18 protein-coding genes are annotated in these 21,981 nt (G+C 42.4%); 5 read left to right on the top strand and 13 right to left on the bottom strand.

The genetic code is table 11. The annotated features are described in order from the left end of the window. Position 1 precedes the first annotated feature (1 nt). Entirely contained in the window at positions 2-2,452 is a 2,451-nt protein-coding gene (gene thrA / locus Q3A68_RS12775) for a bifunctional aspartate kinase/homoserine dehydrogenase I (protein WP_302901487.1), read from the bottom strand. Positions 2,453-2,826: 374 nt separating this feature from the next. Beyond that, positions 2,827-3,822 carry a hypothetical protein gene (locus Q3A68_RS12770; RefSeq protein WP_302901486.1) on the bottom strand — a complete coding sequence of 332 codons (996 nt, stop codon included), beginning with the start codon at positions 3,820-3,822 and terminating at the stop codon, positions 2,827-2,829. Positions 3,823-4,060: 238 nt separating this feature from the next. On the opposite strand from Q3A68_RS12770, the gene rsgA reads away from it, so the two are divergent. After that, complete coding sequence (gene rsgA, locus Q3A68_RS12765) at positions 4,061-4,981, top strand: ribosome small subunit-dependent GTPase A (RefSeq protein WP_302901485.1); 921 nt, start codon at positions 4,061-4,063, stop codon at positions 4,979-4,981. Position 4,982: 1 nt separating this feature from the next. Here the strand turns inward: rsgA and Q3A68_RS12760 are convergent, their stop codons facing one another. Next, on the bottom strand, positions 4,983-6,041 hold the full coding sequence (locus tag Q3A68_RS12760) for a hypothetical protein (RefSeq protein WP_302901484.1): 1,059 nt from the start codon (positions 6,039-6,041) through the stop codon (positions 4,983-4,985). Between the two features lie 123 nt (positions 6,042-6,164). Between Q3A68_RS12760 and dtd the strand changes: the two genes are divergently transcribed. The 3 genes from dtd (at position 6,165) to Q3A68_RS12745 (ending at position 7,902) form a co-directional block, all read left to right on the top strand. Next, complete coding sequence (gene dtd / locus Q3A68_RS12755) at positions 6,165-6,623, top strand: D-aminoacyl-tRNA deacylase (RefSeq protein WP_302901483.1); 459 nt, start codon at positions 6,165-6,167, stop codon at positions 6,621-6,623. Positions 6,624-6,640: 17 nt separating this feature from the next. After that, complete coding sequence (locus tag Q3A68_RS12750; RefSeq protein WP_302901482.1) at positions 6,641-6,967, top strand: nucleotide pyrophosphohydrolase; 327 nt, start codon at positions 6,641-6,643, stop codon at positions 6,965-6,967. A 77-nt stretch (positions 6,968-7,044) separates the two neighbouring features. Continuing rightward, complete coding sequence (locus Q3A68_RS12745; protein ID WP_302901481.1) at positions 7,045-7,902, top strand: DUF4349 domain-containing protein; 858 nt, start codon at positions 7,045-7,047, stop codon at positions 7,900-7,902. A gap of 288 nt (positions 7,903-8,190) precedes the next feature. On the opposite strand, the gene Q3A68_RS12740 is transcribed toward Q3A68_RS12745, so the two are convergent. The 9 genes from Q3A68_RS12740 to Q3A68_RS12700 all read right to left on the bottom strand — a co-directional run bounded on the left by Q3A68_RS12740 (position 8,191) and on the right by Q3A68_RS12700 (position 17,668). Beyond that, a complete protein-coding gene (locus Q3A68_RS12740; RefSeq protein ID WP_302901480.1) occupies positions 8,191-8,922 on the bottom strand; it encodes a 2-phosphosulfolactate phosphatase in 732 nt (243 codons plus the stop codon). A gap of 46 nt (positions 8,923-8,968) precedes the next feature. Then, positions 8,969-10,048, bottom strand: coding sequence for a glycine cleavage system aminomethyltransferase GcvT (gene gcvT, locus Q3A68_RS12735; protein WP_302901479.1), 1,080 nt, complete (start codon positions 10,046-10,048; stop codon positions 8,969-8,971). A 60-nt stretch (positions 10,049-10,108) separates the two neighbouring features. Continuing rightward, positions 10,109-11,296 carry a glycosyltransferase family 4 protein gene (locus Q3A68_RS12730; RefSeq protein ID WP_302901478.1) on the bottom strand — a complete coding sequence of 396 codons (1,188 nt, stop codon included), beginning with the start codon at positions 11,294-11,296 and terminating at the stop codon, positions 10,109-10,111. Positions 11,297-11,380: 84 nt separating this feature from the next. Further along, positions 11,381-11,977 carry a ribonuclease HII gene (rnhB, locus tag Q3A68_RS12725; RefSeq protein WP_302901477.1) on the bottom strand — a complete coding sequence of 199 codons (597 nt, stop codon included), beginning with the start codon at positions 11,975-11,977 and terminating at the stop codon, positions 11,381-11,383. Positions 11,978-12,094: 117 nt separating this feature from the next. Beyond that, complete coding sequence (locus Q3A68_RS12720; RefSeq protein WP_302901476.1) at positions 12,095-13,333, bottom strand: PP2C family protein-serine/threonine phosphatase; 1,239 nt, start codon at positions 13,331-13,333, stop codon at positions 12,095-12,097. Positions 13,334-13,373: 40 nt separating this feature from the next. Beyond that, positions 13,374-14,558 carry an ABC transporter permease gene (locus tag Q3A68_RS12715; protein WP_302901475.1) on the bottom strand — a complete coding sequence of 395 codons (1,185 nt, stop codon included), beginning with the start codon at positions 14,556-14,558 and terminating at the stop codon, positions 13,374-13,376. A 60-nt stretch (positions 14,559-14,618) separates the two neighbouring features. After that, positions 14,619-15,749, bottom strand: a complete 1,131-nt coding sequence (locus Q3A68_RS12710) for a glycosyltransferase family 2 protein (protein WP_302901474.1) — start codon at positions 15,747-15,749, stop codon at positions 14,619-14,621. Beyond that, complete coding sequence (locus Q3A68_RS12705) at positions 15,733-16,704, bottom strand: lysylphosphatidylglycerol synthase domain-containing protein (protein WP_302901473.1); 972 nt, start codon at positions 16,702-16,704, stop codon at positions 15,733-15,735. The genes Q3A68_RS12710 and Q3A68_RS12705 overlap by 17 nt, the downstream gene beginning before the upstream one ends. Before the next feature lie 121 nt (positions 16,705-16,825). Next, positions 16,826-17,668 carry a dienelactone hydrolase family protein gene (locus Q3A68_RS12700; protein ID WP_302901472.1) on the bottom strand — a complete coding sequence of 281 codons (843 nt, stop codon included), beginning with the start codon at positions 17,666-17,668 and terminating at the stop codon, positions 16,826-16,828. 738 nt (positions 17,669-18,406) lie between these two features. On the opposite strand from Q3A68_RS12700, the gene Q3A68_RS12695 reads away from it, so the two are divergent. Next, positions 18,407-18,661, top strand: coding sequence for a hypothetical protein (locus Q3A68_RS12695; protein ID WP_302901471.1), 255 nt, complete (start codon positions 18,407-18,409; stop codon positions 18,659-18,661). 361 nt (positions 18,662-19,022) lie between these two features. Here the strand turns inward: Q3A68_RS12695 and Q3A68_RS12690 are convergent, their stop codons facing one another. After that, positions 19,023-21,917 (bottom strand): DEAD/DEAH box helicase, encoded by a 2,895-nt coding sequence (locus Q3A68_RS12690; protein WP_302901470.1) that lies wholly within the window; start codon positions 21,915-21,917, stop codon positions 19,023-19,025. Between the last annotated feature and the right edge of the window lie 64 nt (positions 21,918-21,981).

The following is a 21,981-nucleotide window of genomic DNA, read 5'->3' as shown; positions in this document are numbered from 1 at the left end:
ATTAATTGGCCCCCACGTTTATTAGGTCAGCAAATACACCAGCTGCGGTAACTTCGGCACCTGCACCCGGCCCTTTAACAACTAATGGGCGGTCTTTATAACGGTCTGTGGTAAACGAAATAATATTATCACTGCCTGAAAGCATATAGAAAGGATGGTTTTCATCAACCATTTGTAATGTGATGGCTGCTTTTCCATCCTCCAGCTTGCCTATATAGCGCAGCACCTTCTTTTCCTTTTCGGCCTGCTCTTTCAGTGTAGTAAAATAGGCGTCCTCTTGTTTAAGCGCGGCATAAAAATCATCTACCGTTTGTGCCTCCATACAGCTTTTGGGGAGGATACTTTCAATCTGTACATCGGCAGCCTCCATGGGGTAACCAGCGTCACGGGCCAGTATCAGTATCTTCCGCATAAAGTCCGTTCCACGCAAGTCGTCACGCGGATCAGGTTCAGTATAGCCCTTTTCCTGTGCCAGTTTCACCACATCATGGAAGTTCGCTTCGCCCTTAAAATGATTAAAAATGAAGGATATAGTTCCTGAAAGAATAGCCTCAATACGCATCACCCTGTCGCCGCTGCTCATTAGGTCTTTTAATGTGCGGATGATGGGTAACCCTGCGCCCACATTGGTTTCGTAAAAGAAATCGACACCGTGTTGTCTGGCAGCGTCGCGGAATGTCTTGTATTGTTTATAAGCGGCCGAGTTGCCGATCTTATTGCAGGTAACTACAGAAATGTTTGACTTAAAGACCTCTTCATAAAACGCAATAGGGCTCGGGCTGGCCGTATTGTCAATAAATACGCAATTCGGCAGGTTCATCTCCTTCATTTTCTTAACAAATGAACCGAGGTCAGCTTTTTCTTGTGATTCTTCCAAATCATCCTGCCAGTTATCCAGTGAAAAACCATCTGAGTTGAACACCATTTTGCGGGTATTGCTGATCCCCACAATCTTTACCTGGATGCCATTATTTTGTTGCAAAAACTCGCTATGCTGATTTAGCTGGCGGAATAACGTTGTACCTATATTTCCTGTACCAAGGCAAAAGGCATGAAGCGTTTTATTCAGTTGTACAAAAAAGGCATCATGCACAGCGTTCAACGCCTTTGCCAGGTCGCTTTGTGAAATAATTACAGAGATATTGTATTCGGATGATCCTTGTGCAATAGCCCTCACATTAACACCATTTCGGCCAAGTGCATGAAACAATTTGCCTGAGATGCCCGGTGTCTGTTTCATGTTTTCGCCTACTATTGCCAGGATGGAAAGTTTTTGTTCGATATCAGGACGATCGAGCTTATTAGCCAGAAGCTCAAGTTCAAATTCCTGTTCTATAACACGTCTTGCCTTTTCAGAATCGTGTGGATTTACAGCAAAAGTGATACTATGTTCTGATGATGATTGGGTAATCAGGATAATATTAATCTGCTCGCGCGCCAATAATGAGAATAAGCGCCCACTGAAACCAGACTTACCCACCATGCCGCTGCCCTGAACGTTAATAATACTGATATCGCTGATAGATGATATACCTTTGATAGGCAGTGAAGATGCTTTGCAATGATGCTGAATTACTGTCCCTTCAAAATCGACCTGAAAAGTGTTTTTTATAACGATCGGGATCTTCTTTAAAAAAGCCGGTATCATAGTTGGCGGGTAGATCACCTTTGCACCGAAGTAAGATAACTCCATCGCTTCAGTATAAGTTAACTCGGGTAATGAAAAAGCTTTCTTAACCATGCGTGGGTCGGCAGTCATCATACCGTTCACATCGGTCCAGATCTGTATTTCGGCAGCATTCAACGCTGCACCAAATATGGCTGCAGTATAATCGCTGCCGCCGCGGCCTAATGTGGTAATCTGCCCGGCTTCGTTGGAAGCGATGAAGCCGGTTACAAACAACATTTTGTTCGGGTTCTCCTGTATGAAGCCTTTAATCAGCAACTCGGTCAGGTCCATATTTACTTTGGCATGGCCGAAATCGCTGTCGGTTTTAATCAGTTCGGAGGCATCTGCAAACAAAGCTTCAGGAAAATATTGTGCTGCTATTTTGCTGATCATCAGTGTAGAACAGCGTTCGCCATAACTTAAGATCAGGTCCTTGGTTTTAGCAGTAAGTTCACGGAGGGTTGATACTCCCTGCAATAGCTCTTCCAGGTGATTAAAATTAATCTTCAGCCGGGTGTATGCCGGGTTTTGGTTCTGTACGCTCAATAAGGTACGGACCATATCGAAATGACGTGTTTCCAGTTCAGCAAGTTCAGCGGTGAAATCTTCGCCACGCGATGCTTTTTCGGCCATTGCCGAAAGCAGGTTGGTTACGCCGCCCATAGCCGATAAAACCACTATCGGCTTTTCACCGACTTCATATTCTTTTTTCAATATGTCGATCACAGTGCTGATGCTTTGCGCAGAACCGACTGAAGTGCCTCCGAATTTTAAAATCTTCATTGTAATAAAGTAAAAAGCCTCCCTCTTTTCGGAGGAAGGCTTGCTGTTGTTTCTTTTTTATGTTTTACACCACAAGATTATCTTCCTCCGGAAATCAATCCGGTGGTAGTTGTTGTTGTAATTATGGTGCTGTTAATTATCATATTCTTTAATGCCTGTAAAGTAAGTAGATATTTTTCGAATATGCAAATAGTAATTGCTTTTAATTCCTGAAGGGTAAACTCATTGATTGAATCTGACAGTTGCAGAATGTAATAAATAGCCAGTTGATCGACAGTCTGGCGCAATACTGAAATTCATAGGTAGATGAGAAAGGCTTAGGCGATACTTTCGTACTGACCCAAAACTAAACACATAGTTCGAATAAAAAGAATTTACCTTGTAACAATCGCGATACTATTTGCTTCGCCATACTTTGGCAAGGTTATCATTGTATTGTTTTTCCAGTAAACAGCATTGTTTTTCCTTGGAGTAGCACTTGTTCGCACGCCGGCTAAATAAACATCGCTTTCATTTAGGGCGACATCGTTAATCACAGTCCCCAGAGGAAATTTGTTTAATACGCCATTTTTCCAGTAAGCCCCGTACGGTCCATGATTGTCTCCTCCGGAAACATATATATCCGCGCCATTTACTGCAATGGCATTTGCCAGGAGTGCTGAACCAGGCTGACTTAAAGTAACCGGGATACCATTTTTCCAATAGGTTGCGCTACCTGTGCTACCAACAAAACCGGCCAGGTATACATCATTCCCATCCAGTAAAATATCCGAACAATTTCCAATATCAGCGGTGGCTAATACCGAGTCTTTCCCGTTTTTCCAGTAGCTCGCATGATTGTTATAACTAGAACCCGCCACATATACATCATTGCCATTCACGGCTATAGCACTAGCCGACGACGCCGATGAATTATCTCCCAGCGTTATTTGGGCACCATTTTTCCAATACACAGCTGTAGATTGAATAGTGCCAATGGTTCCACTCACGTATACATCCGTGCCACTAACCGCTATGCCGGACGCTCGGGTATTCTCGCTCCTATCACTCAGCCTGGTGATTGTACCGTTTTTCCAGAAACAAGCCACCGAGTTTCCAAGTGCCTGACGGGTAAAACCGGCCGTGTACACGTCGCTGCCGCTAACAAAAATGGAGGTGACTACCGAATTAAGCGTACTATCACCAAAAACTGTAGCCACGCCGTTTTTCCAATAGGTTGCCACAAAGTTTCCGTTTGACGCAATGGCAAATCCTCCTACATACACATCAACGGGCTTTGGTTGGTGAGGCGTTATTCTTTCGCCCTTCATACATGCCTGTACAACAAGCATTATGACTAAGCCGTAAAGAAGTAAAAATTTTGATTTCATAATAGACTATAACATTGCATCCGCAATTGAAAATTGTTTTCCAACAGCAATAGTTTATGCCAGAAATAATTTGAGGGGGGGCGACTATCAAATGGTTATTATATAAAGCATCGGCATTACAATTTGTTTTAAGCCAAATGAAAATGATTTTATTTCAAACGAAATATTTAATTGTCAGCTTGGGCGCACTTTAGTCTTTATTTCAGGCACCTTGCTAAATTTGATACCTTTGCATGCAATGGACGGACTCATAACCAAATCTACCGGCAGCTGGTACCAGGTGTTGACTAATGACGGACAAAAATACGACTGCCGTATCAAAGGTATATTCCGCACCAAGGGTATTACAACAACTAATCCGATTGCCGTAGGTGATACCGTTGATTTTGAACTGGAGCCAGAACAGGGAACCGGTGTAATCACCAAGCTCCATCCCCGAAAAAATTACATCATTCGTAAGTCAATCAACCTGTCAAAACAAGCGCAGATCATCGCAGCCAATCTTGATCAGGCCATATTAGTGGTTACTTTGGCGTCGCCGCGTACTTCGTTAGGTTTTATCGACCGTTTCCTGGTAACCGCCGAAGCTTATGACATACCGGCTTCACTGGTTTTTAATAAACTTGATCTTTTTAGCGATGAAGGACTTGAAATATTGGCTGATTATAAGGCGATTTATGAGAATATAGGTTACCCATGTTATGAAGTATCCGCATTAAACGGAACCAATGTAGAACAGGTATCTGCGATTATAAAAGGTAAAATGACGCTTTTTTCAGGCCACTCCGGTGTAGGTAAATCGAGCCTGATCAATGCGCTGGTGCCAGAACTCAAACTGCGCACTACTGAAATATCTGAATGGCACGATAAAGGCGTTCATACTACCACATTTGCCGAAATGTTTGAACTACCGCAAGGCGGGTATATCATCGACACGCCCGGCATCCGCGAACTTGGTGTGATCGACATAGAAAAAAATGAACTAAGCCATTTCTTCCCTGAGATGCGTGCCTTATTAAACCAATGCCGCTTCAACAGCTGCCGCCATATTAATGAGCCCGGTTGCGCCGTGATCAAAGCTGTTGAGGAAGGTGAAATCGAACTATCCCGCTATGAAAGCTATTTAAGCATTTATAATGGGAATGATACTAGGGCGTAAATTAATGTGGTACTACAGCTATACCATATGCGCTCGATTTACCCGCAACGCCCTGAGGCAGCACATTTAACACGCCATTTTTCCAGTAACAAGCATTAATTTTACCATTTTTATCGTGAGTGATACCCGCCACATAGACATTTGATCCGACCACGGTAACTGCATATGCATAGCTGGTTACAGCTCCGTCACCAAGTGGGACCAGGCTGTTATTTTTCCAATAAGCAGGCACCGTCTTTCCATTAAAAAGTGCAGTCCCTGTTATGTAAACATCGTTACCGTTTACTGTTATGGCATAAGTTGATAAACCCTCCGCTAACAAAGTAGGGGTGCCATTTTTCCAGTAGGTGCCAATTGCTGGTTTTCCGCTTTGTTGAGTGAAACCTGTCATATAAACATCGTTGCCGTTTACCGCAATGCCATAAACCTCTCCTATGCCATTGGAGCTTAACAGAGTTGGCGAATCGTTATTTTTCCAACTAGTAGGGAAATATTGATAAGTAGTACTTGACGTCCTTGAATCACCGGCAAAAAAAACATCAGTGCCATTAGTGCCCATAGCATAAGCATCAGAGCCGGTCCATCCAAGCGGCAATAGTGTTTCAACATTATTTTTCCAGTAAGTAGCTGATGGCATTACTACATTATCGGTAGTGATCCCATTGATATAAATATCATTCCCTACAAAGGCAATACCAAAGGCGTCTGATTCATTTTGGCTATTATCCAGCCTTGTAACTACGCCATTTTTCCAATAAGTTGCTACCTGTTCAATCGGAGACGGCTCCCCTAGGTTACCTACAACATAAATGTCGCCGTTTGGTCTTACTGCTATCGACCTGGCTAACGAATTTAAAGAACTATCGGAAAGTTTAACTGCTACGCCATTTTTCCAATAGGTGGCCACACTTTGTCCGCCGGCCGTAGCCATGCTGCCTGAAATGTATATATCTGTGTCGGACTTGGGTGTTGGTTTCGGTGTTGGGCTATTGCCTTTTTTACAAGATGTGATTGCACAAACAGCGATCAACAATAAAACGGGGTAAATTTTTAATCTCATATTAGATAAGGTTAAGTGTAAATATAACATTCTCGTCCATTTGGAGGATTGAGTCAAACATATTAATTTTTACGATGAGTTTCTGTCTTATGTTTTATCTTGCTCAATAAATAATCCGATACAATGAGAGCAGTTCTACAGCGCGTTACCCAAGCCAGTTGCACTATCGACGGCAAAGTCACTGGTGAAATAAAATTGGGTTTTTTGGTCTTACTGGGTATTGAAGATGCTGATACCTATGAGGATCTGCAATGGCTGGCGCAAAAAATTGCTTCAATGCGGGTTTTTGGTGATGAAAATGGCCTGATGAATAAAGCCTTAGCCGACGTCAACGGCGATATACTGCTGATCTCGCAATTTACCCTATTTGCTTCCACCAAAAAAGGAAACCGTCCCGGCTTTACGCGTGCCGCACGCCCGGACAAGGCCATACCGATGTATGAGCAAATGATCAAAGCACTTGAAGAACTGACTAATAAAAAAGTAGCCACAGGTATATTTGGCGCTGATATGAAGACCAGCCTGCTGAATGATGGCCCCGTGACCATCATCATGGACACTAAAGACAAGGACAATCACTAAATTTTTTTTATCATATTATGGAAATTAAGGAAGCACAACATCTTGTAGATGAATGGATAAAAACAACCGGCATCCGTTACTTTAACGAACTGACCAATACCGCCATTTTGATGGAAGAAGTGGGCGAAGTAGCCCGGATAATGGCAAGGCAATATGGTGAGCAATCGTTCAAGAAATCGGATACGGAAGTGAATCTTGCCGACGAGATGGCTGATGTGCTTTTTGTGCTGATCTGCCTTGCGAACCAGACCGGAATTGACTTGACAGATGCACTTGAAAAAAATCTGCTGAAGAAAAGCATCCGCGATATCGACAGGCACAGGAACAACGAGAAGCTAAAATAGGCGCATATACCGTTTCGGGCAAGGAAGCATCCATTTCAAAAAAATTTATAAAATGGAAAAAATTAAAAAAACTTGTCATGAAACGTGTATTAACAATAGTGCTTATCACATTTATATTTACAGGATGCAAACAGGCATCCAATCCTGAAAAAGAGTTAAAAATTGCTACGCTTGACAGAGCCAAAGCTAGTTCTGTAAGCGAAAATACAGACAAAATTGCAGACACAATCGGCGTCGCGAGCAGCTCACAACAACCAATCTCGGATACCTCAAAAAAAATCATCAAAACAGGTGATATCAGCTTCGAAACCGGCGACTTGTACGGCACCCGGAAGAAGATTATAACCTCACTGAAAAATCTAAGCGGCTATGTATCTGAGGAAAACGAAACGAATGATTCCTATCGCCGCAGCTTGACTTTGAAATTGCGTGTTCCTGCCAAAAACTTCGACCTGTTATTGGACTCTGTTTCCGGTAACGCCTCAAAGATCGATTCCAAGAATGTCCGGGTTGCCGATGTTACTTCGCAGTTTATCGATATCAAAACCAGCTTGGTCAATCAGCAGCTTCTTGAGAAACGTTACCAGGATTTATTGAAAAGATCTGACAAAATAAGCGATGTATTACAGATCGAAAATAAGCTCACTGAAATCCGCACGGCTATCGATTCTACGCAGGGCACACTTAATTATTTGAGCAGACAGGTTGCCTACAGTATATTAGAAGTTAACCTCTACAGCGAACAAACACCCCAATATAGCGGAACTACCATAGGCGATAGGTTGAGCGCATCCCTTAAAGGTGGATGGGAATTAATGCAGAACCTGTTTTTTGGCATCATCAATATCTGGCCATTAGCGATAGTTGCAGTGGTTGTTTATCTGATAATAAAAAGGTGGAGGGCCAAAAGAAAGCTCAGGGTAGTACAGCAATAAAAAATGTGGCAGCAGACTATCGGGGTGGAAAACGTGTGTGCATCTGAGAAAAAATCGCTGCTGCCACTATTGAAATTACATACCAATATAAAATATTATTTTGAAAAATTCAATAATATAGATTTATATTTTGATTCAACATTTTTTTACATAATTAAATAATGAACACGACGTTTATAGTGAAGTCCTAGCGATGAGACTGGCTAATGCGATTTTGCAGAGTTAATCATTAGCCGTTGCAGTTGGGCGGTAGCAGTTAAATTTAAGTATTGAGGTTTGCTGCTGCCACTACTGCAATTTTATCAGCCGCTGCCCATGTAAAACAGGAATTGCCGTTGTGATATCTACATTGAGGCAAAATGCGATATCTGCTTCAATGCCTAGTTTCTTTAGGCGTTCACTATGGGAGGTTTTTGCCAGGTAGGCATTCAGATTATTTTTACCATCCTGATAGAGATCGTTTGCAGCAATAGCGGGGTCATCGGTTTTATAATTGCCCGATTTCAATTGATCAACCACCGCGCCTGCAAACAGGGTGTCTTCGAGGTTAAAGTTGTTTTTCCATCCGGCGCAAACAAGCAGGATATTTTCGTTTTGGGCTTTAAGCCAATGGCAAAGTGAAGTGAGGTTCAGGAAAGAGCCGACCACTATTTTTTTTGCTGACCTGGATAAATGCAAAGCCTGTGTGCCATTGGTAGTGGTTAGCACGATGGTTTTGCCTCCAACTTTTTCTTTAGTGTAAGAGAACGGTGAATTACCAAAATCAAAGCCAGTAACCACCTCTCCGTTACGTTCGGCGGCCAACAGAAAGCCGGTTTCCTTATCGCGATAAGCTATACATTCTTCTACCTCGGCCACTGGAATAATAGCTTCGGCACCATTCTCAATGCCATAACAGATAGATGATGTGGCGCGAAAAATATCTATGATAACGGCAATATATTCGTCGACCTTGTACAATGGTAAAAGCGAAGGACTAAGGCAAACGTGCAGGTTTTTAGTCATTTGGAGATTCGTCATTGGTCACTGGTCATTAGCCATGATAAGACTAATGACAGATGACTACTTATTTATAGAATGGTGGTTTTACAACCTTCGCCTTAACTTTATTATCACGGATATTGATGAAAATTTCAGTGCCTTCTTTGGCAAACTCATTCTTTACATAACCCATGCCGATAGCTTTTTGCAGCGAAGGCGATTGTGTACCCGAAGTTACTTTGCCAATTGAATTCCCGTCCGCATCCACAATCTCATAGTCATGACGTGGTATGCCGCGCTCGATCATCTCAAAGCCTATCAGCTTACGTTTTGTCCCGTCCTGCTTTTGTTGCTGCAAAGCAGTTGAATTGGTAAAATCCTTGCTGAATTTAGTCACCCAGCCCAAGCCTGCTTCTAATGGAGAGGTGCCGTCATCAATATCATTACCGTACAAACAAAAACCCATTTCCAGGCGAAGGGTATCACGAGCGCCCAAACCGATCGGTTTTATGCCGAATGCAGCGCCCGCTTCAAAAACAGCGTTCCAAAGTTTTTCAGCGTCTTTATTATCTACATAGATCTCAAATCCACCCGCTCCGGTATAACCTGTTGCCGAAAGCAACACATTATCGATACCCGCAAAAGTTCCTTTTTTGAAAGTGTAGTATTCCATCGCCCCCAGATCGATGTCGGTCAGGCTTTGAAGCGCATCAGCTGCTTTAGGTCCCTGTACGGCTAATAAAGAAGTGCGGTCAGAAATATCTTTCATTTCCACACCTTCAGTATTGAACTTCGATATCCAGTTCCAATCTTTTTCGATATTAGAGGCATTAACCACCAGCATGTAAGTTTTTTCATCAATACGGTAAACCAGCAGATCGTCCACAATACCACCATCTTCATTCGGCAGGCAAGAGTATTGCACCTTGCCATCATATAATTTTGAGGCATCATTACTGGTCACGCGTTGGATTAAATCGAGTGCCTTTTCGCCTTTCAAAATAAACTCACCCATGTGGCTGACATCAAACACCCCAACCCCCTTCCGAACAGTTTCATGCTCAACATTAATCCCCGCGTACTGCACAGGCATATTATAACCCGCAAAAGGCACCATCTTGGCACCCAACTGAATGTGTTTATCGGTTAAAGCCGTATTCTTCATAAAAAACTAATTGGCGGCAAAAGTAATCATTTGGGTTGAAAGGTTGGAAAGTTGTAAAGTTTAAAGTTGCCCGTTAACTTTTAATAATGACTGGTAAATGTTCACCAGTATTTTGGTCACTTTGTTTACATCGTGCTGCTGTTCTATCAGGTTGCGGGCGTTTATACCTACTGCTTTAATATAATCTTCATCCGCTACGCAGCGCTTTATGGCTTTCAAAAACTCATCGCGGGTGTTCGCGATCAGGATATTCACGCCATTTTTGTAATTGATCCCTTCGGCGCCAAGCGAGGTAGAGATAATACATTTTTGCATCGCCATCCCCTCTACAATTTTCACACGCACACCACCGCCCGACAGCAACGGAACGAGCATGATGGATTTGCTATTGACAAACTCCAGTCCGTCGTCCACTTCACCCTGTATAAATACCTTCCCTAATATGTCATAATCATCAAACTCTTCAGGGATGTCATTACCCGCCACATAAAACCGCACGCGCAATTCGTCATTTACAAAATCATTATGAAATGTCTTCAGGAACCATTCGATACCTTCACGATTGGGCATCCAGTCAAGTGAACCCAAAAAAAACAAGCTGGGGAACTCGGTTTTTGAAAAATCAGGCTTGTAATGATCCAGATCAACACCAAGAGGTACTACTTCCACCGGTATTGTGGCCCCGTAGTGCATGATGGTATTCCTGTCCTGCTCGGTAAAAACGGTTATAGCATTAAATTTATTGATCTGCTGTAATTCGTATCGTTTTATACGGCGCGCCATCAGCCTTAAATAGAATTTCTTAAATGGGTCCGTTCTTTGTAAGGCCAGGGTTTCCCATGTATGATGCTCAATATTATGGGCCCTGTAAACCAATTTTGAAGAACAGTTTTTCCTGACCGAATCCACATAAGGCGCAACAAACAATCCTTCGAACTGGATGATATCAAAATTGGTATTTCTTATCGTTCGTATCAGCAGCTTATCGAATTCCTCGTCATAATACTTATCGATATTGTAGGTGCTCTTACTGAAAATATCCAACACGCCATCAAAGAACGATACACTGGTATCAATGTCGTAAGCCCGGTAGTTTATTTTATCCAGCAATTCGTCCCGCTCCTCGCTTTCATGAATATGCTTTTTGGTATTTAACGATACCAGCGATACTTCATGACCGAGATTAACCAAGCCGAGAACGGTATTGCACACCACAATAGGGTAACCCCCATTTCGCGGGAATGGCACTCGGTGTGTTAAAATGAGGATCTTCAACTGGAATAAGTGGTTTCAACAAAAGTAAACACCCTTAAAGCCTAATCAAAGCATCTTTTAGAAAATACTTAGCTGAGGGTCACTTACACGAAATGTGCGGCGATGATAGGGCGTAAAACCCATTTTTAAAACTGTCTGGCGATGCTTTATGGTCGGATAACCTTTGTTGCTGTGCCAGTCGTACTCTGGATGCTCCAAAGCTATCTGCTTCATGAAATCGTCCCTATAAGTCTTTGCCAGGACGGATGCGGCGGCTATGCTAAGGTATTTGGCGTCGCCTTCAACTATACATTGATGAGGAATTTTTTTGTACTTATTAAAACGATTGCCGTCAATAATTAAAAACTGCGGAACAACTGAAAGTCTTTCAATCGCCCGGTGCATAGCCAGGAAGGAGGCGTTTAAGATATTGATCTGATCTATTTCAATATTGTCAACCGAAGCAACAGCAAAAGCAATTGCTGTTTGTTCTATCTCTTCACGGAGCTGGTACCTGATATCTTCGGAGAGTTGTTTGGAATCATTTAACAGCGGGTGATCAAAGCCATCCGGCAATATAACGGCTGCAGCAAAGACTGGTCCGGCAAGACAACCGCGGCCAGCTTCATCGCACCCCGCCTCAATAAATTCATGCTGATACCTGCCTGATAACATTTTTCAAAGATAGAAATTGCTGGAGTTAAGTAGTTGATTGAGTTGGATTTGGTCGATTAAGTTATTCATCCTGAATCAATTACATTTTTAACATAATCAACCATTCAAATCAATCAACTAAAAGATCCTGATCGTAAGTAGAGTAATATCATCTATGGGTTTACCCTTAACAATGAGGTTAAGGTGATCGAGTAAAGTTTGATTAAACTTATCAGGGGAAAGATTGCCGTTGCTTACCACAAAGTCGATCAGCTTGTCTTCATCCCAGGTTTTTTGTGTGGGCACATCATAGTCCATCAAGCCGTCGGTATAATTGAATATCAGGGTGCCTGGTTCGATATCAACCTCGCCCTGGTTCAAAAATGGCAGCTCATCAAAAGCACCAATCATTGTTGTCCCCAGCTTAAGCGGGATTGCTTCGCCGTCGCTGAATAAAATTGAAGGGTTATGCCCCGCGTTAATGAAATTCAATTTGCGCGTTCTCGCGTTGTATTTCGCCAGAAACAAGGTAATAAACCTTTCGCCTTTTGTATTTCTTAGCATGATTTGGTTGAGACGTTCAACAATGTTCGTCAGGTCGTCTTCAACTACTGCCCACGCGCGTAGGCTTGCCTGGAAATTGGCCATCAGCAGCGCGGCAGATATTCCCTTGCCGGAAACGTCGGCGATGCACCACATAAACTCATGCTCGTTAATGCGGATGAAATCAAAATAATCACCTCCAATATTTTGATGTGGGAAGTACTTAGCTCCGATCTCCACTGATGAGTCCTTATGAAATCTCAGCGGGATCAGCATATTTTGCACTTCCTGGGCCAGCTCCATTTCACGTTTAAAACGCTCCGACTCCATCCGCTCACGGAACAGTTTTTTGTTTTCCAATGCCACCACAATAACGTTGATCAGCGTCTGGATGAAATTCAGATCATTGTTCAGCATCTCGTCGGTCGTATTAAATTCACCGATCAATGCATAGGCTAAAGGTTTGCTTTTATGAAAGAAGGGGATAAAATAGTCGTAGTTTTTTAGCAGAGAGTCGGTTTGCTGTGTTAGCGGCGCGGCAACTTTGGTCTTCAATTTCTTACACGCATTGTGCAACGACTTGGTGCTCTCTGTCTCACCGCCACCATAACTCGATATGCAGATAAAGCTACCTTCATGCTCAATCAAAAAGCGTAGCCTTCCCACCTGCAGATAATTCTGCATAATTACTTCGAGCATCTGGATCAGAACAGGTGTCGAAATGTTTTTGTTGATAGCCCTGGTAACCTCAAGCAATGAGTTTAGTTCAGACTGCCTTTTAAGAAGCAACCGGATTAACTCATCCTCGCCAGAAATTTCCTCGATACTTTGCATCTATGGTTTAGAGACTGACCAAAATAATAAATAAATTTTCTTAAATCCGTGTACTTTGTGATTTTATGTCAAATGCGTCCCGCAAACCAACCGTCACCAAATTAAAGGCGTAAACCATCAGCATGATGGCTAAACCCGGCAATACGGCAAGATAAGCAGAATTCATAATAATATAACCATAATGTTCTTTTATCATACTTCCCCATGTTGGCGTTGGCGGTTGCGCACCAAAGCCAAGAAAACTTAGACCAGCCTCCAGCAAAATTGCAGATGCAAAATTTGATGAGGCAAGCACCAAAATCGGACCAATGATATTGGGCAAAATATGTCTGCGAATGATGCGCGCATTATTAAAACCCAATGAACGTGCAGCTTCGATAAACTCCACCTGTTTTAAACTCAATACCTGTCCGCGCACCAGACGACCAACTTCAACCCACATGGATAAACCGACGGCGATGAACACCTCCCATAAACCCTTACCCAAAGCAAAGGAAATGGCAATAACCAACAGCAAAGCCGGCAATGCCCACAAAATATTCATCAGCCAACTGAGACAAGCATCCACCCATCCCCCAAAATAACCCGCAACTGCTCCAATTGTTATGCCTAAAAGCAAACTAATGATCACAGACATAAAACCTACTGCCAGTGATACCCGGGCTCCTAATATCAAACGGCTTAGCAAATCGCGCCCATAGGTGTCGGTCCCAAGCCAGAATGTACGTTTGACAATCTGTTCTGAAACGAGCTTATCTTCCAGTTGCTTTGCGTTTACCAGTACCGGACCAAATTCGGAGTGGAATTTTACCAGGTCGGACGTTTTTTTTCCGGTGATCACCTCAACTATGCTATAGGCTTTTTTTTCAGGTTTATCTTCATCACCAATATATTCATCTACATAAATGGAATCTTGTGCAAAATGATAGCTCTGGATAGGCACATCTTTATAAAAGGCCTGTTGACCAAACAACATTTTAACAAAGGCATTTACGGTATCAACCGGCTCGCTTTTGCGAATGCGCAGCATCGTAAAAGTTGCTCCAGGTTTTTTGATGCTCAATTGTATGGTCATATTATTGGCACGGGGTGTAGAATCTGGCATGATCAGGTAGCCCAGAAAAGCGATCGCTATACAAAGGATGATAAACACTAATCCAGCGACAGCAATTTTATTTTGCTTGAATGTCTTCCAGGTGCGCTGGGATGGAGTTAGTTCTGCCAATGCTTTTCGAAATAGATCAGTTGGCTAAATATCGCTTATTTATGCTCAAAAACAAAGTTTTTATCGCACCACCCGGTCTTTCCATACATAGCTGCGGCCATTTCCGGCGATGCCGATATAAACCATATATAGTACATGGATAATGGTAAGGAATATCAACAGGCCGATTAATTTTGAGCGCTTGAGGAATACAGTGATAGGCAATAAAAAGATCACTTCGATTATATACTTCAGCAGAAACTGTATAGCTGCCAATTTAAAGAAATGAACATTGTAAAAACCCAATGCCAGATTCACTAACAATGAGACATTAAATAACCAGATGCCTACAGCCAGTGCTACTATCTTCTTGTCTTTGTATTTGGTTGATTTGGATGCCCAGCGCCTGCGTTGCTGTAAGAATTCTTTCAACGTATGCTTGGCATGGGTATAAACAATAGCTTCTCTTGACTTCAAAAATCCGATCTGGCCCGGATATTGCACGGCTACCTTTTGCAGCAATAATTCATCGTCGCCTGAAGCCAGGTCATCTATGCCTTTAAATCCGCCTACTTCATAAAAAACATCCTTGCGGTAAGCCAGGTTAGCACCGTTACAGGTGGATGCCCTGCCATTGCCAATGAAGGAGGCGCCTATACCGATAAGATACGAAAACTCGAGCGTCTGCATATACTCAAACAAACTCCGCTCTTCAAAGTAGGCAACCGGCGATGAGATCATTGCCGGGTTATTTGTTTCATAATAATTGACGATAGTCGACAGCCATTTTGGCCCCATGCGACAATCAGCATCGGTTGCTACCATCAGTGTACCGGTGGAAAGATCGATCGCCTTTGCTATCGCTTTCTTTTTGTAGGAATTGAGTGGCTTATCTTCATTCAGTTGAAGCAATTTGATGCCTTTGTTTTCATAGCCGCGGATGATTTGCGCAGTTCTGTCAGCGGAGTGATCGTCCACCATTATGATCTCTATTAAATGCTTTGGGTAATCCTGCGCCAGCAGGTCATCAATGGTGTAGCGTATTCTTTCTTCTTCATTGCGTGCGGCGATCATCACCGTTACTTTAGTTGAGGGAACTGCGCTATTTAGGACGGGTCGTTTCAGCCTCGCCCACCCTACAATAAGGTATGTCAGCACGAAAAGGTACAGACCGGTAAGCAGTAAGCATATGTAACTAAGCAGTGCGATCAAAAAACCTCAATTTTAAAACAAATACTGAACCTAAAACAGCCGGAATGATCAGGTTTACCAGCCATATCGACGATACTGCTGCAATTATAGCTAATTGCTGGTTAGTAATATATGAAAATAAATGCGCCGCGGTAAAACTGCGTACACCGATATCGAGCAGATCGAGCGAAGGCATGGCCGATTGAATGAAAATGAAGACGATAACCGTCATCATCATTTGAAAAAATGGTAACTCGGGTAGCAACAAATGGATAACCAGGTAATATTGAAACGAGAACACAAAAAAGCGTGCAAGGCTGTAGCCAATTACGATTAATAATTCCCGGTGCGAGTACCGCCCCATGATATCAAAAAAGCGACGGTATTTTTCGAGGAATCGTATCCGGTCTAAAAGTCCTACCAGCCATTTTATATTGAAGTAAAAAATATTAAGCAGGATCAGGAACGCAATGGTTAAAACGGCAATCCCGATGTAAAACCAGGTATTGATGTTCAGGAAATAATAGATAAACCACAGCGAAGCGATTAATCCTGTGATGTTAGTAATCACGTTCTGCCCGAATGAGCCCACAGCCATAGCAAAAACGCCATGTATACGTTTTCTATTGGGAAGGAACATTACCCGACCCCCATATTCACCAATCCGATTGGGTGTGAATATGGCCCAGGTTAGTCCGCAAAAAACAGCTTCAATGGCTTCCCAGATGGATATGTTTACCAACGTGCGGGCAAGGTATTGCCATTTAAATGATTCCAGCACCCAATTAACAACCATCAGCAGCACGACAAATGTCATGGTATTGATGACCTGGTTATTGCTTATATGAGAAATCAGGGTTTCGAACTGCCGGAGGTTGGTATTGTTATTTACCCGGTGATAAATAAAAAGACCTGCCAAAACCAGGATCACCGCTTTGAGCAGGTACGAAAATATTTTCTTGGCCGAAGATGTCAACAGGTAAATTTTTGTGCAATGTTACGAAAAGTTCATTGCAGATGGTTCATAGTTCATTGCCGCGGAGAAATCTTACCCGCCAATGGCTATGAACTATGATCCATAAACTATTTGCCAAAACCTATTTCAAACGTGGTTTCAAAAATGCAAGGGTATGTTCGTAAGCGTCTTTAGTAGCCGCACTATCATAAATCGGGTTGCTTGGATTTGCAAAACCGTGGTCGGCGTCGTATTGGTGTACTTCGATCTTTTTGCCGGCAGTCTTCATATTTGCTTCGAATTGAGCCACTACTTTAGGATTTATCCAACCGTCTTTATTAGCGAAATTGCCTAGCACATCAGCGTGCAGGGTTTTCAATTTATTCACATCCTGCTCAGGCATACCATAATACATTACACACGCTACGTCTTGCTTACCTGCTAACATACTGGCCTGCAGGCTCCAGCCTCCACCAAAGCACCAGCCTATGGTAGCGATACGAGCGTTCGGCCCTACATAGGCCACAGCACCTTTTATAATAGCCTGTGCGCGGTCTTCTTTTACAGCCTGCATAAATTTTCCGGCATCTTCACGGGTAGTAGCAACCTTACCGTCGTATAAGTCCAGGTCCAGTACATTTACATCGCCCAGGTCGTTGTAGAGTTTTTCCGATTCATGTTTTACAAAATCATTCAGTCCCCACCATTCGTGGATTACAAATAGCCAGTTGTTGGTTGGTTTTTTTGCTTTTATTTCAAAGGCATTAGCATCCTTTCCATCAGCAACTTTATAGGTTATGGCTTTACCAATAGTGTTTTGAAAATGATACGGCCGTGGGTTGGCATGTGACATCACAAATTTTTTATCGGAGGCCAGCATGGCAAATTTTTGTGTGGCCGATTCTTTACAGCAGGCCATTTTGCTTTGACTAAAGGCAAAAGCACCGCTAAAGGTCATCAGAATAAACAGGGATAGCTTTTTCATGGCGATTGTCGCGTTTTTGAGTATTGGTTATACAATATTAAGGGTAATTTGTTTAAAGTTTAGTTTAAATACGACGTGCCTTTTTGCCGGGGTTGCCCCTCAAAAATAAATTATTGAAAATCAACAAGAAACAATTACACCAGCAGTCTTTTTTCAATTTTTCTCTTGACTTTAAAAATTGTTTTTGGGTAATTTTGCCAGCGAAGTTTTTAACTTTGAGTTATTCCACAGGTATACTAATGAGGCTAAGTGAAAAATATAGACCGGCAAAACTGAAAATAATATTATTGCTTGCTGCTTATGTCTTTGTAAGCCTCACTAATCTTTTTTTTGTAGAGCGATATACCAGAAATATTACGAGCAGCACCCATTATAGTCTTATAGCAAAAAGAAACGTAAAGAGTTTTTTTCGTTTGCAGAAAGCTGCAAGTACTACATTTAATCAAAACCAAACCCAGTATAATGAAATCAATCAAAAAGCAGCTTTATTCTTTGTAGTATTGCTGTTTACACCGGGTTTACTTGTAATTAAAAAGAAGCTCTTTCCCCATTCCAACCAACGCATACCGGATTATCAATACGCCTTTCTCAGGTACCGATCGATACAGATCTGATTTATTCTGTTTTAATTACTGCAGTTAGCAGTTCTTTCAGCTTACGTTTATAAACAGCCAATTGGACATTGATGCCCCTGTCAGTGCTCTTAAATCATCGAGAAAAACAGGAATATCAATTGAAATGACGTACCAACAATATTATAATAAACTTGTAAAAGACCTGACCAACAGCGAAAGAAAACTCATCAATCAAAAGCAATTAAAAGGCAAAAAAGGTTACGGCCAGCAGGACCTGCATACCTATATAGACCTTTGCAACGATGTATATTCATTGGTAAAAAAATGTGAGCATGTATTGAAGCTTATTGCCGATGGGCAGGTAAATGCACACGATAAAGTAGATCCGGCTGTATTGCCAGGAGTTGTGGATGCTTAATACATGTTTAGGATTCATGAAAAAGGTTCTGTTTAATTCAGTATCTTGAGAGTGATGCCGATATAGCTGTTATCAACGAGAAAAGGATTGAAGAACTGAAGGTTCCCGAATCAAGGCAATCAACCTGGATTATTATAGGATACATATGTCCATTAATGGGCGGCGTTTTAGGTCTCTTTATAGGATGGCATTTAAAGTCGCACGAGAAAACTTTACCCGACGGCGAAAAAGTATACTCCTACACTGAACAAGACAGATTGCACGGTAAAATAATATTTTATATAGCCATAATAGGAACCATCTCCTGGTCTTTAGTTAAATTATGGCCTGCCTTCCATGACAGTTAATTACAATTTAGCAATTACCCCAATATCTCCCTGATATCTTCCGGAGAAAGCGATTTGATAAAGCTTTCTTCGGTGGTTATCAGCGAGCGGGCTACTTTTAGCTTGCGATTCTGTAATGCCAGTATCTTTTCCTCAACCGAATCTTTGGTGATAAATTTATAGATGAATACATTCTTGGTCTGCCCGATACGGTGCGTACGGTCTATCGCCTGCTGCTCTACGGCAGGGTTCCACCATGGGTCGAGGATGAATACATAGTCAGCTTCTGTCAAGTTTAACCCAACACCACCTGCCTTAATCGATATCAGGAACACTCTTGTTTTTTCATCCTCCTGAAAACGCTGTACCACGTCGCCGCGGTTTTGGGTGCTGCCGTCAAGGTAAACATAAGGTATACCTTCACGCTCAAAATGGTTGCGGTAAATAGTCAGTTGCTTTACAAACTGCGAGAACACCAATACCTTGTGGCCGCCGTCCAACACGTTGGACAAAGTATGCACCACGTCCTCAAACTTTCCAGAATCCCCTTCATATTGTTCGTCGATCATTGAAGGGTGGTTGGCTATTTGTCTAAGCTTGATCAATCCCTGCAAAACCTGTATCTGCGTTTGCGCGAAAGTCCCGTCTTCCAGGCTCTTCAATAATTCATTGCGGTATTCTGATTTTACCTTTTCGTACACACTGGCCTGTTCGTCGCTCATTTTGCAATAAAACAGGTTCTCTGTTTTCGGCGGCAGTTCAGTTGCTACCTGCTCTTTGGTGCGGCGTAAAATGAACGGCTTTATCAGTGCCTGCAATTTGCGCGCCTTGTCCTCGTCCTTTTTCTTTTCGATCGGTGTTACAAACTCGTTCTGAAAGAACTGCTGGCTGCCCAGCAAACCCGGATTGATAAATGACATCTGTGTCCAAAGATCGTTTACTGAATTCTCCACCGGCGTACCACTCAATATCAGTTTAAAGCGCGATTTTAATTGTTTAACCGACTGGTAGGACTTGGATGAAGGGTTTTTAATATTTTGACTTTCGTCAAGTATGATGTAATCAAAAAAGTAAGTCTTAAACAGCTCAATATCAATCCGGGTTATCCCATAGGTGGTGATTACCACGTCATAGTTGGCAAATGTTTCCGGTGATTTATAACGGAATGTGCCCGTATGCACCATGATACGAAGCTTTGGCGTAAACTTTTTAGCCTCATTCATCCAGTTATAGATAAGCGAGGTGGGCATAATGATGAGCGAAGTACTCTTACCGCCTGCCGCTTCGGTGTCCTCCTTATGTTTTTGCAATAAAGCAAGTGTTTGTATGGTTTTACCCAAACCCATGTCATCCGCCAGGCACCCCCCAAAATGGTAATTCTGCAAAAAGTGGAACCAGTTGAAACCAGCCTTCTGGTATGGTCTTAAACTGCCTTTAAAACTATGTGGCATAGCGATATCACCCACATCCTCGAATTCGCTCAGCTTTTGAAGCTTACGGCTCATACTCACCCCCGCCAATTCACCCTCGGCAAGCTCATTTACCAGACCGATATGATGACGGCGGAGTTTCAACGCTTCACTTCCCTCCGAAAAATGCAACAGGTTACTATACTGCGAGAACCATTTTTCAGGAATCACCGCAATCTCGCCATTTGGCAGTGTGAACTCTTTTTTTCGGTTAAGGATATGATTTTTGAGCTGGATGAACGGTATTTTGTATGGACCGAAATAAACCACGGCGTAAATATCAAACCAGTCGTTGTTTTCGGTTACTTCTACATCGATCTTGCTGCTGCCGAATAAATAGCGTTTTTGCCCTTCGGGTTGCTCTATCTCGAAGCCTTCAGTCATCAGTTCATCATGGTACCTGTTGAGCCACTCGAAAACGGACAGCGACTGGTCAGCCTCTTCATCAGCATTGGTTACCTCAAGATTCTGAAACAACGAGGAAACAATATGCAAACCCTTTTCTTCTAAAAACTGTAATTTATTTTTCTCCCAGGTAACAGAGCGCTTAATTCGGTGGAAGATATAATCGTCGCCGTTTTGCTCCATTCTTACTGATATATGCCTGCCATCGCCATAAGGGAAAATATAACCGGCATACCTGAAACACAGCTGCATCTGCGAAGTACCGCCTTCCACATAAATTGGCTTAAGTATTGGAGTGGCGTCGTATTTTTCAGTATTGATGGTAAAGCCTTCGGCATAAACATTATGCTTTTCTATCAACGGAGCCACAAACTTTTCAAAATAGGATACTTCTGACGAGCGTGGTATAGCGATGTACCGTTTATTCAGGAATGGCACCAGTTTTTTACCCTCTATTTCTTTATCAAAATAATATAGCGTATCATCCAGCAGCATCCATGCCGGATGATTACAGATGATCTCGGCATTTTTGAACATGAACTCGATACGCATTCCCTGATATTTGATGGTAGGGAAATATCTGATTTCCGTATCATCGCGCCTGAAATGGAACAATACTGACGCACCTTCCGTGGCAATCTGTAGCTTTCGTTCGGCAGGATATCCCTCTTTGCTCATCAGGTATATCTCTTTGTTATGAAGCATACCCAAAGCTTCGGCCATACGCTTTTCTATTTTAGGTCGGATGGTATCAAAAAGTTGTTCATTAAATATCTTCCCGAAAAACTCAAACGGACGGATCGGCTTCTTATAAAACTTCTTGATGATGTTGCCCTGCTCCATTTCTTCCAGCAAGCGAACCAGTTTAAAATCGGTTTCATCTAAAAATTCATTGAATTCTTTAGCAGTGGTGCAGAAAAGACGCTGGTAGGTTAAAGAGAACTCGCCGTTTGGATTAAGCTGAACAATGTGCGGCTCAATCACATACGATAGGTACTCATGCCGGCATACGGCATAAATAATCTGGCAGGGTTTGGTGCTATCGACGCGTAACATTCTCTATAGGTAAAAAAGAAAGAGAAGCTACATCAAGAAAAAATTCAAACGTAAAAAGATTCTG

It is taken from the genome of Mucilaginibacter tolerans, assembly GCF_030519375.1.
Lineage (GTDB): Bacteria > Bacteroidota > Bacteroidia > Sphingobacteriales > Sphingobacteriaceae > Mucilaginibacter.
This window is presented reverse-complemented; position numbering and strand designations above follow the sequence as displayed.

Excerpts from the sequence above, each read along its gene's own strand:
- Q3A68_RS12745 (WP_302901481.1), top strand. The coding sequence starts at position 7,045 with ATGAAACGTGTATTAACAATAGTGCTTATCACATTTATATTTACAGGA.
- thrA (WP_302901487.1), bottom strand. The coding sequence starts at position 2,452 with ATGAAGATTTTAAAATTCGGAGGCACTTCAGTCGGTTCTGCGCAAAGC.
- Q3A68_RS12700 (WP_302901472.1), bottom strand. The coding sequence starts at position 17,668 with ATGAAAAAGCTATCCCTGTTTATTCTGATGACCTTTAGCGGTGCTTTT.
- Q3A68_RS12690 (WP_302901470.1), bottom strand. The coding sequence starts at position 21,917 with ATGTTACGCGTCGATAGCACCAAACCCTGCCAGATTATTTATGCCGTA.
- Q3A68_RS12760 (WP_302901484.1), bottom strand. The coding sequence starts at position 6,041 with ATGAGATTAAAAATTTACCCCGTTTTATTGTTGATCGCTGTTTGTGCA.
- gcvT (WP_302901479.1), bottom strand. The coding sequence starts at position 10,048 with ATGAAGAATACGGCTTTAACCGATAAACACATTCAGTTGGGTGCCAAG.
- rsgA (WP_302901485.1), top strand. The coding sequence starts at position 4,061 with ATGGACGGACTCATAACCAAATCTACCGGCAGCTGGTACCAGGTGTTG.
- dtd (WP_302901483.1), top strand. The coding sequence starts at position 6,165 with ATGAGAGCAGTTCTACAGCGCGTTACCCAAGCCAGTTGCACTATCGAC.
- Q3A68_RS12695 (WP_302901471.1), top strand. The coding sequence starts at position 18,407 with ATGACGTACCAACAATATTATAATAAACTTGTAAAAGACCTGACCAAC.
- rnhB (WP_302901477.1), bottom strand. The coding sequence starts at position 11,977 with ATGTTATCAGGCAGGTATCAGCATGAATTTATTGAGGCGGGGTGCGAT.
- Q3A68_RS12740 (WP_302901480.1), bottom strand. The coding sequence starts at position 8,922 with ATGACGAATCTCCAAATGACTAAAAACCTGCACGTTTGCCTTAGTCCT.
- Q3A68_RS12720 (WP_302901476.1), bottom strand. The coding sequence starts at position 13,333 with ATGCAAAGTATCGAGGAAATTTCTGGCGAGGATGAGTTAATCCGGTTG.
- Q3A68_RS12750 (WP_302901482.1), top strand. The coding sequence starts at position 6,641 with ATGGAAATTAAGGAAGCACAACATCTTGTAGATGAATGGATAAAAACA.
- Q3A68_RS12770 (WP_302901486.1), bottom strand. The coding sequence starts at position 3,822 with ATGAAATCAAAATTTTTACTTCTTTACGGCTTAGTCATAATGCTTGTT.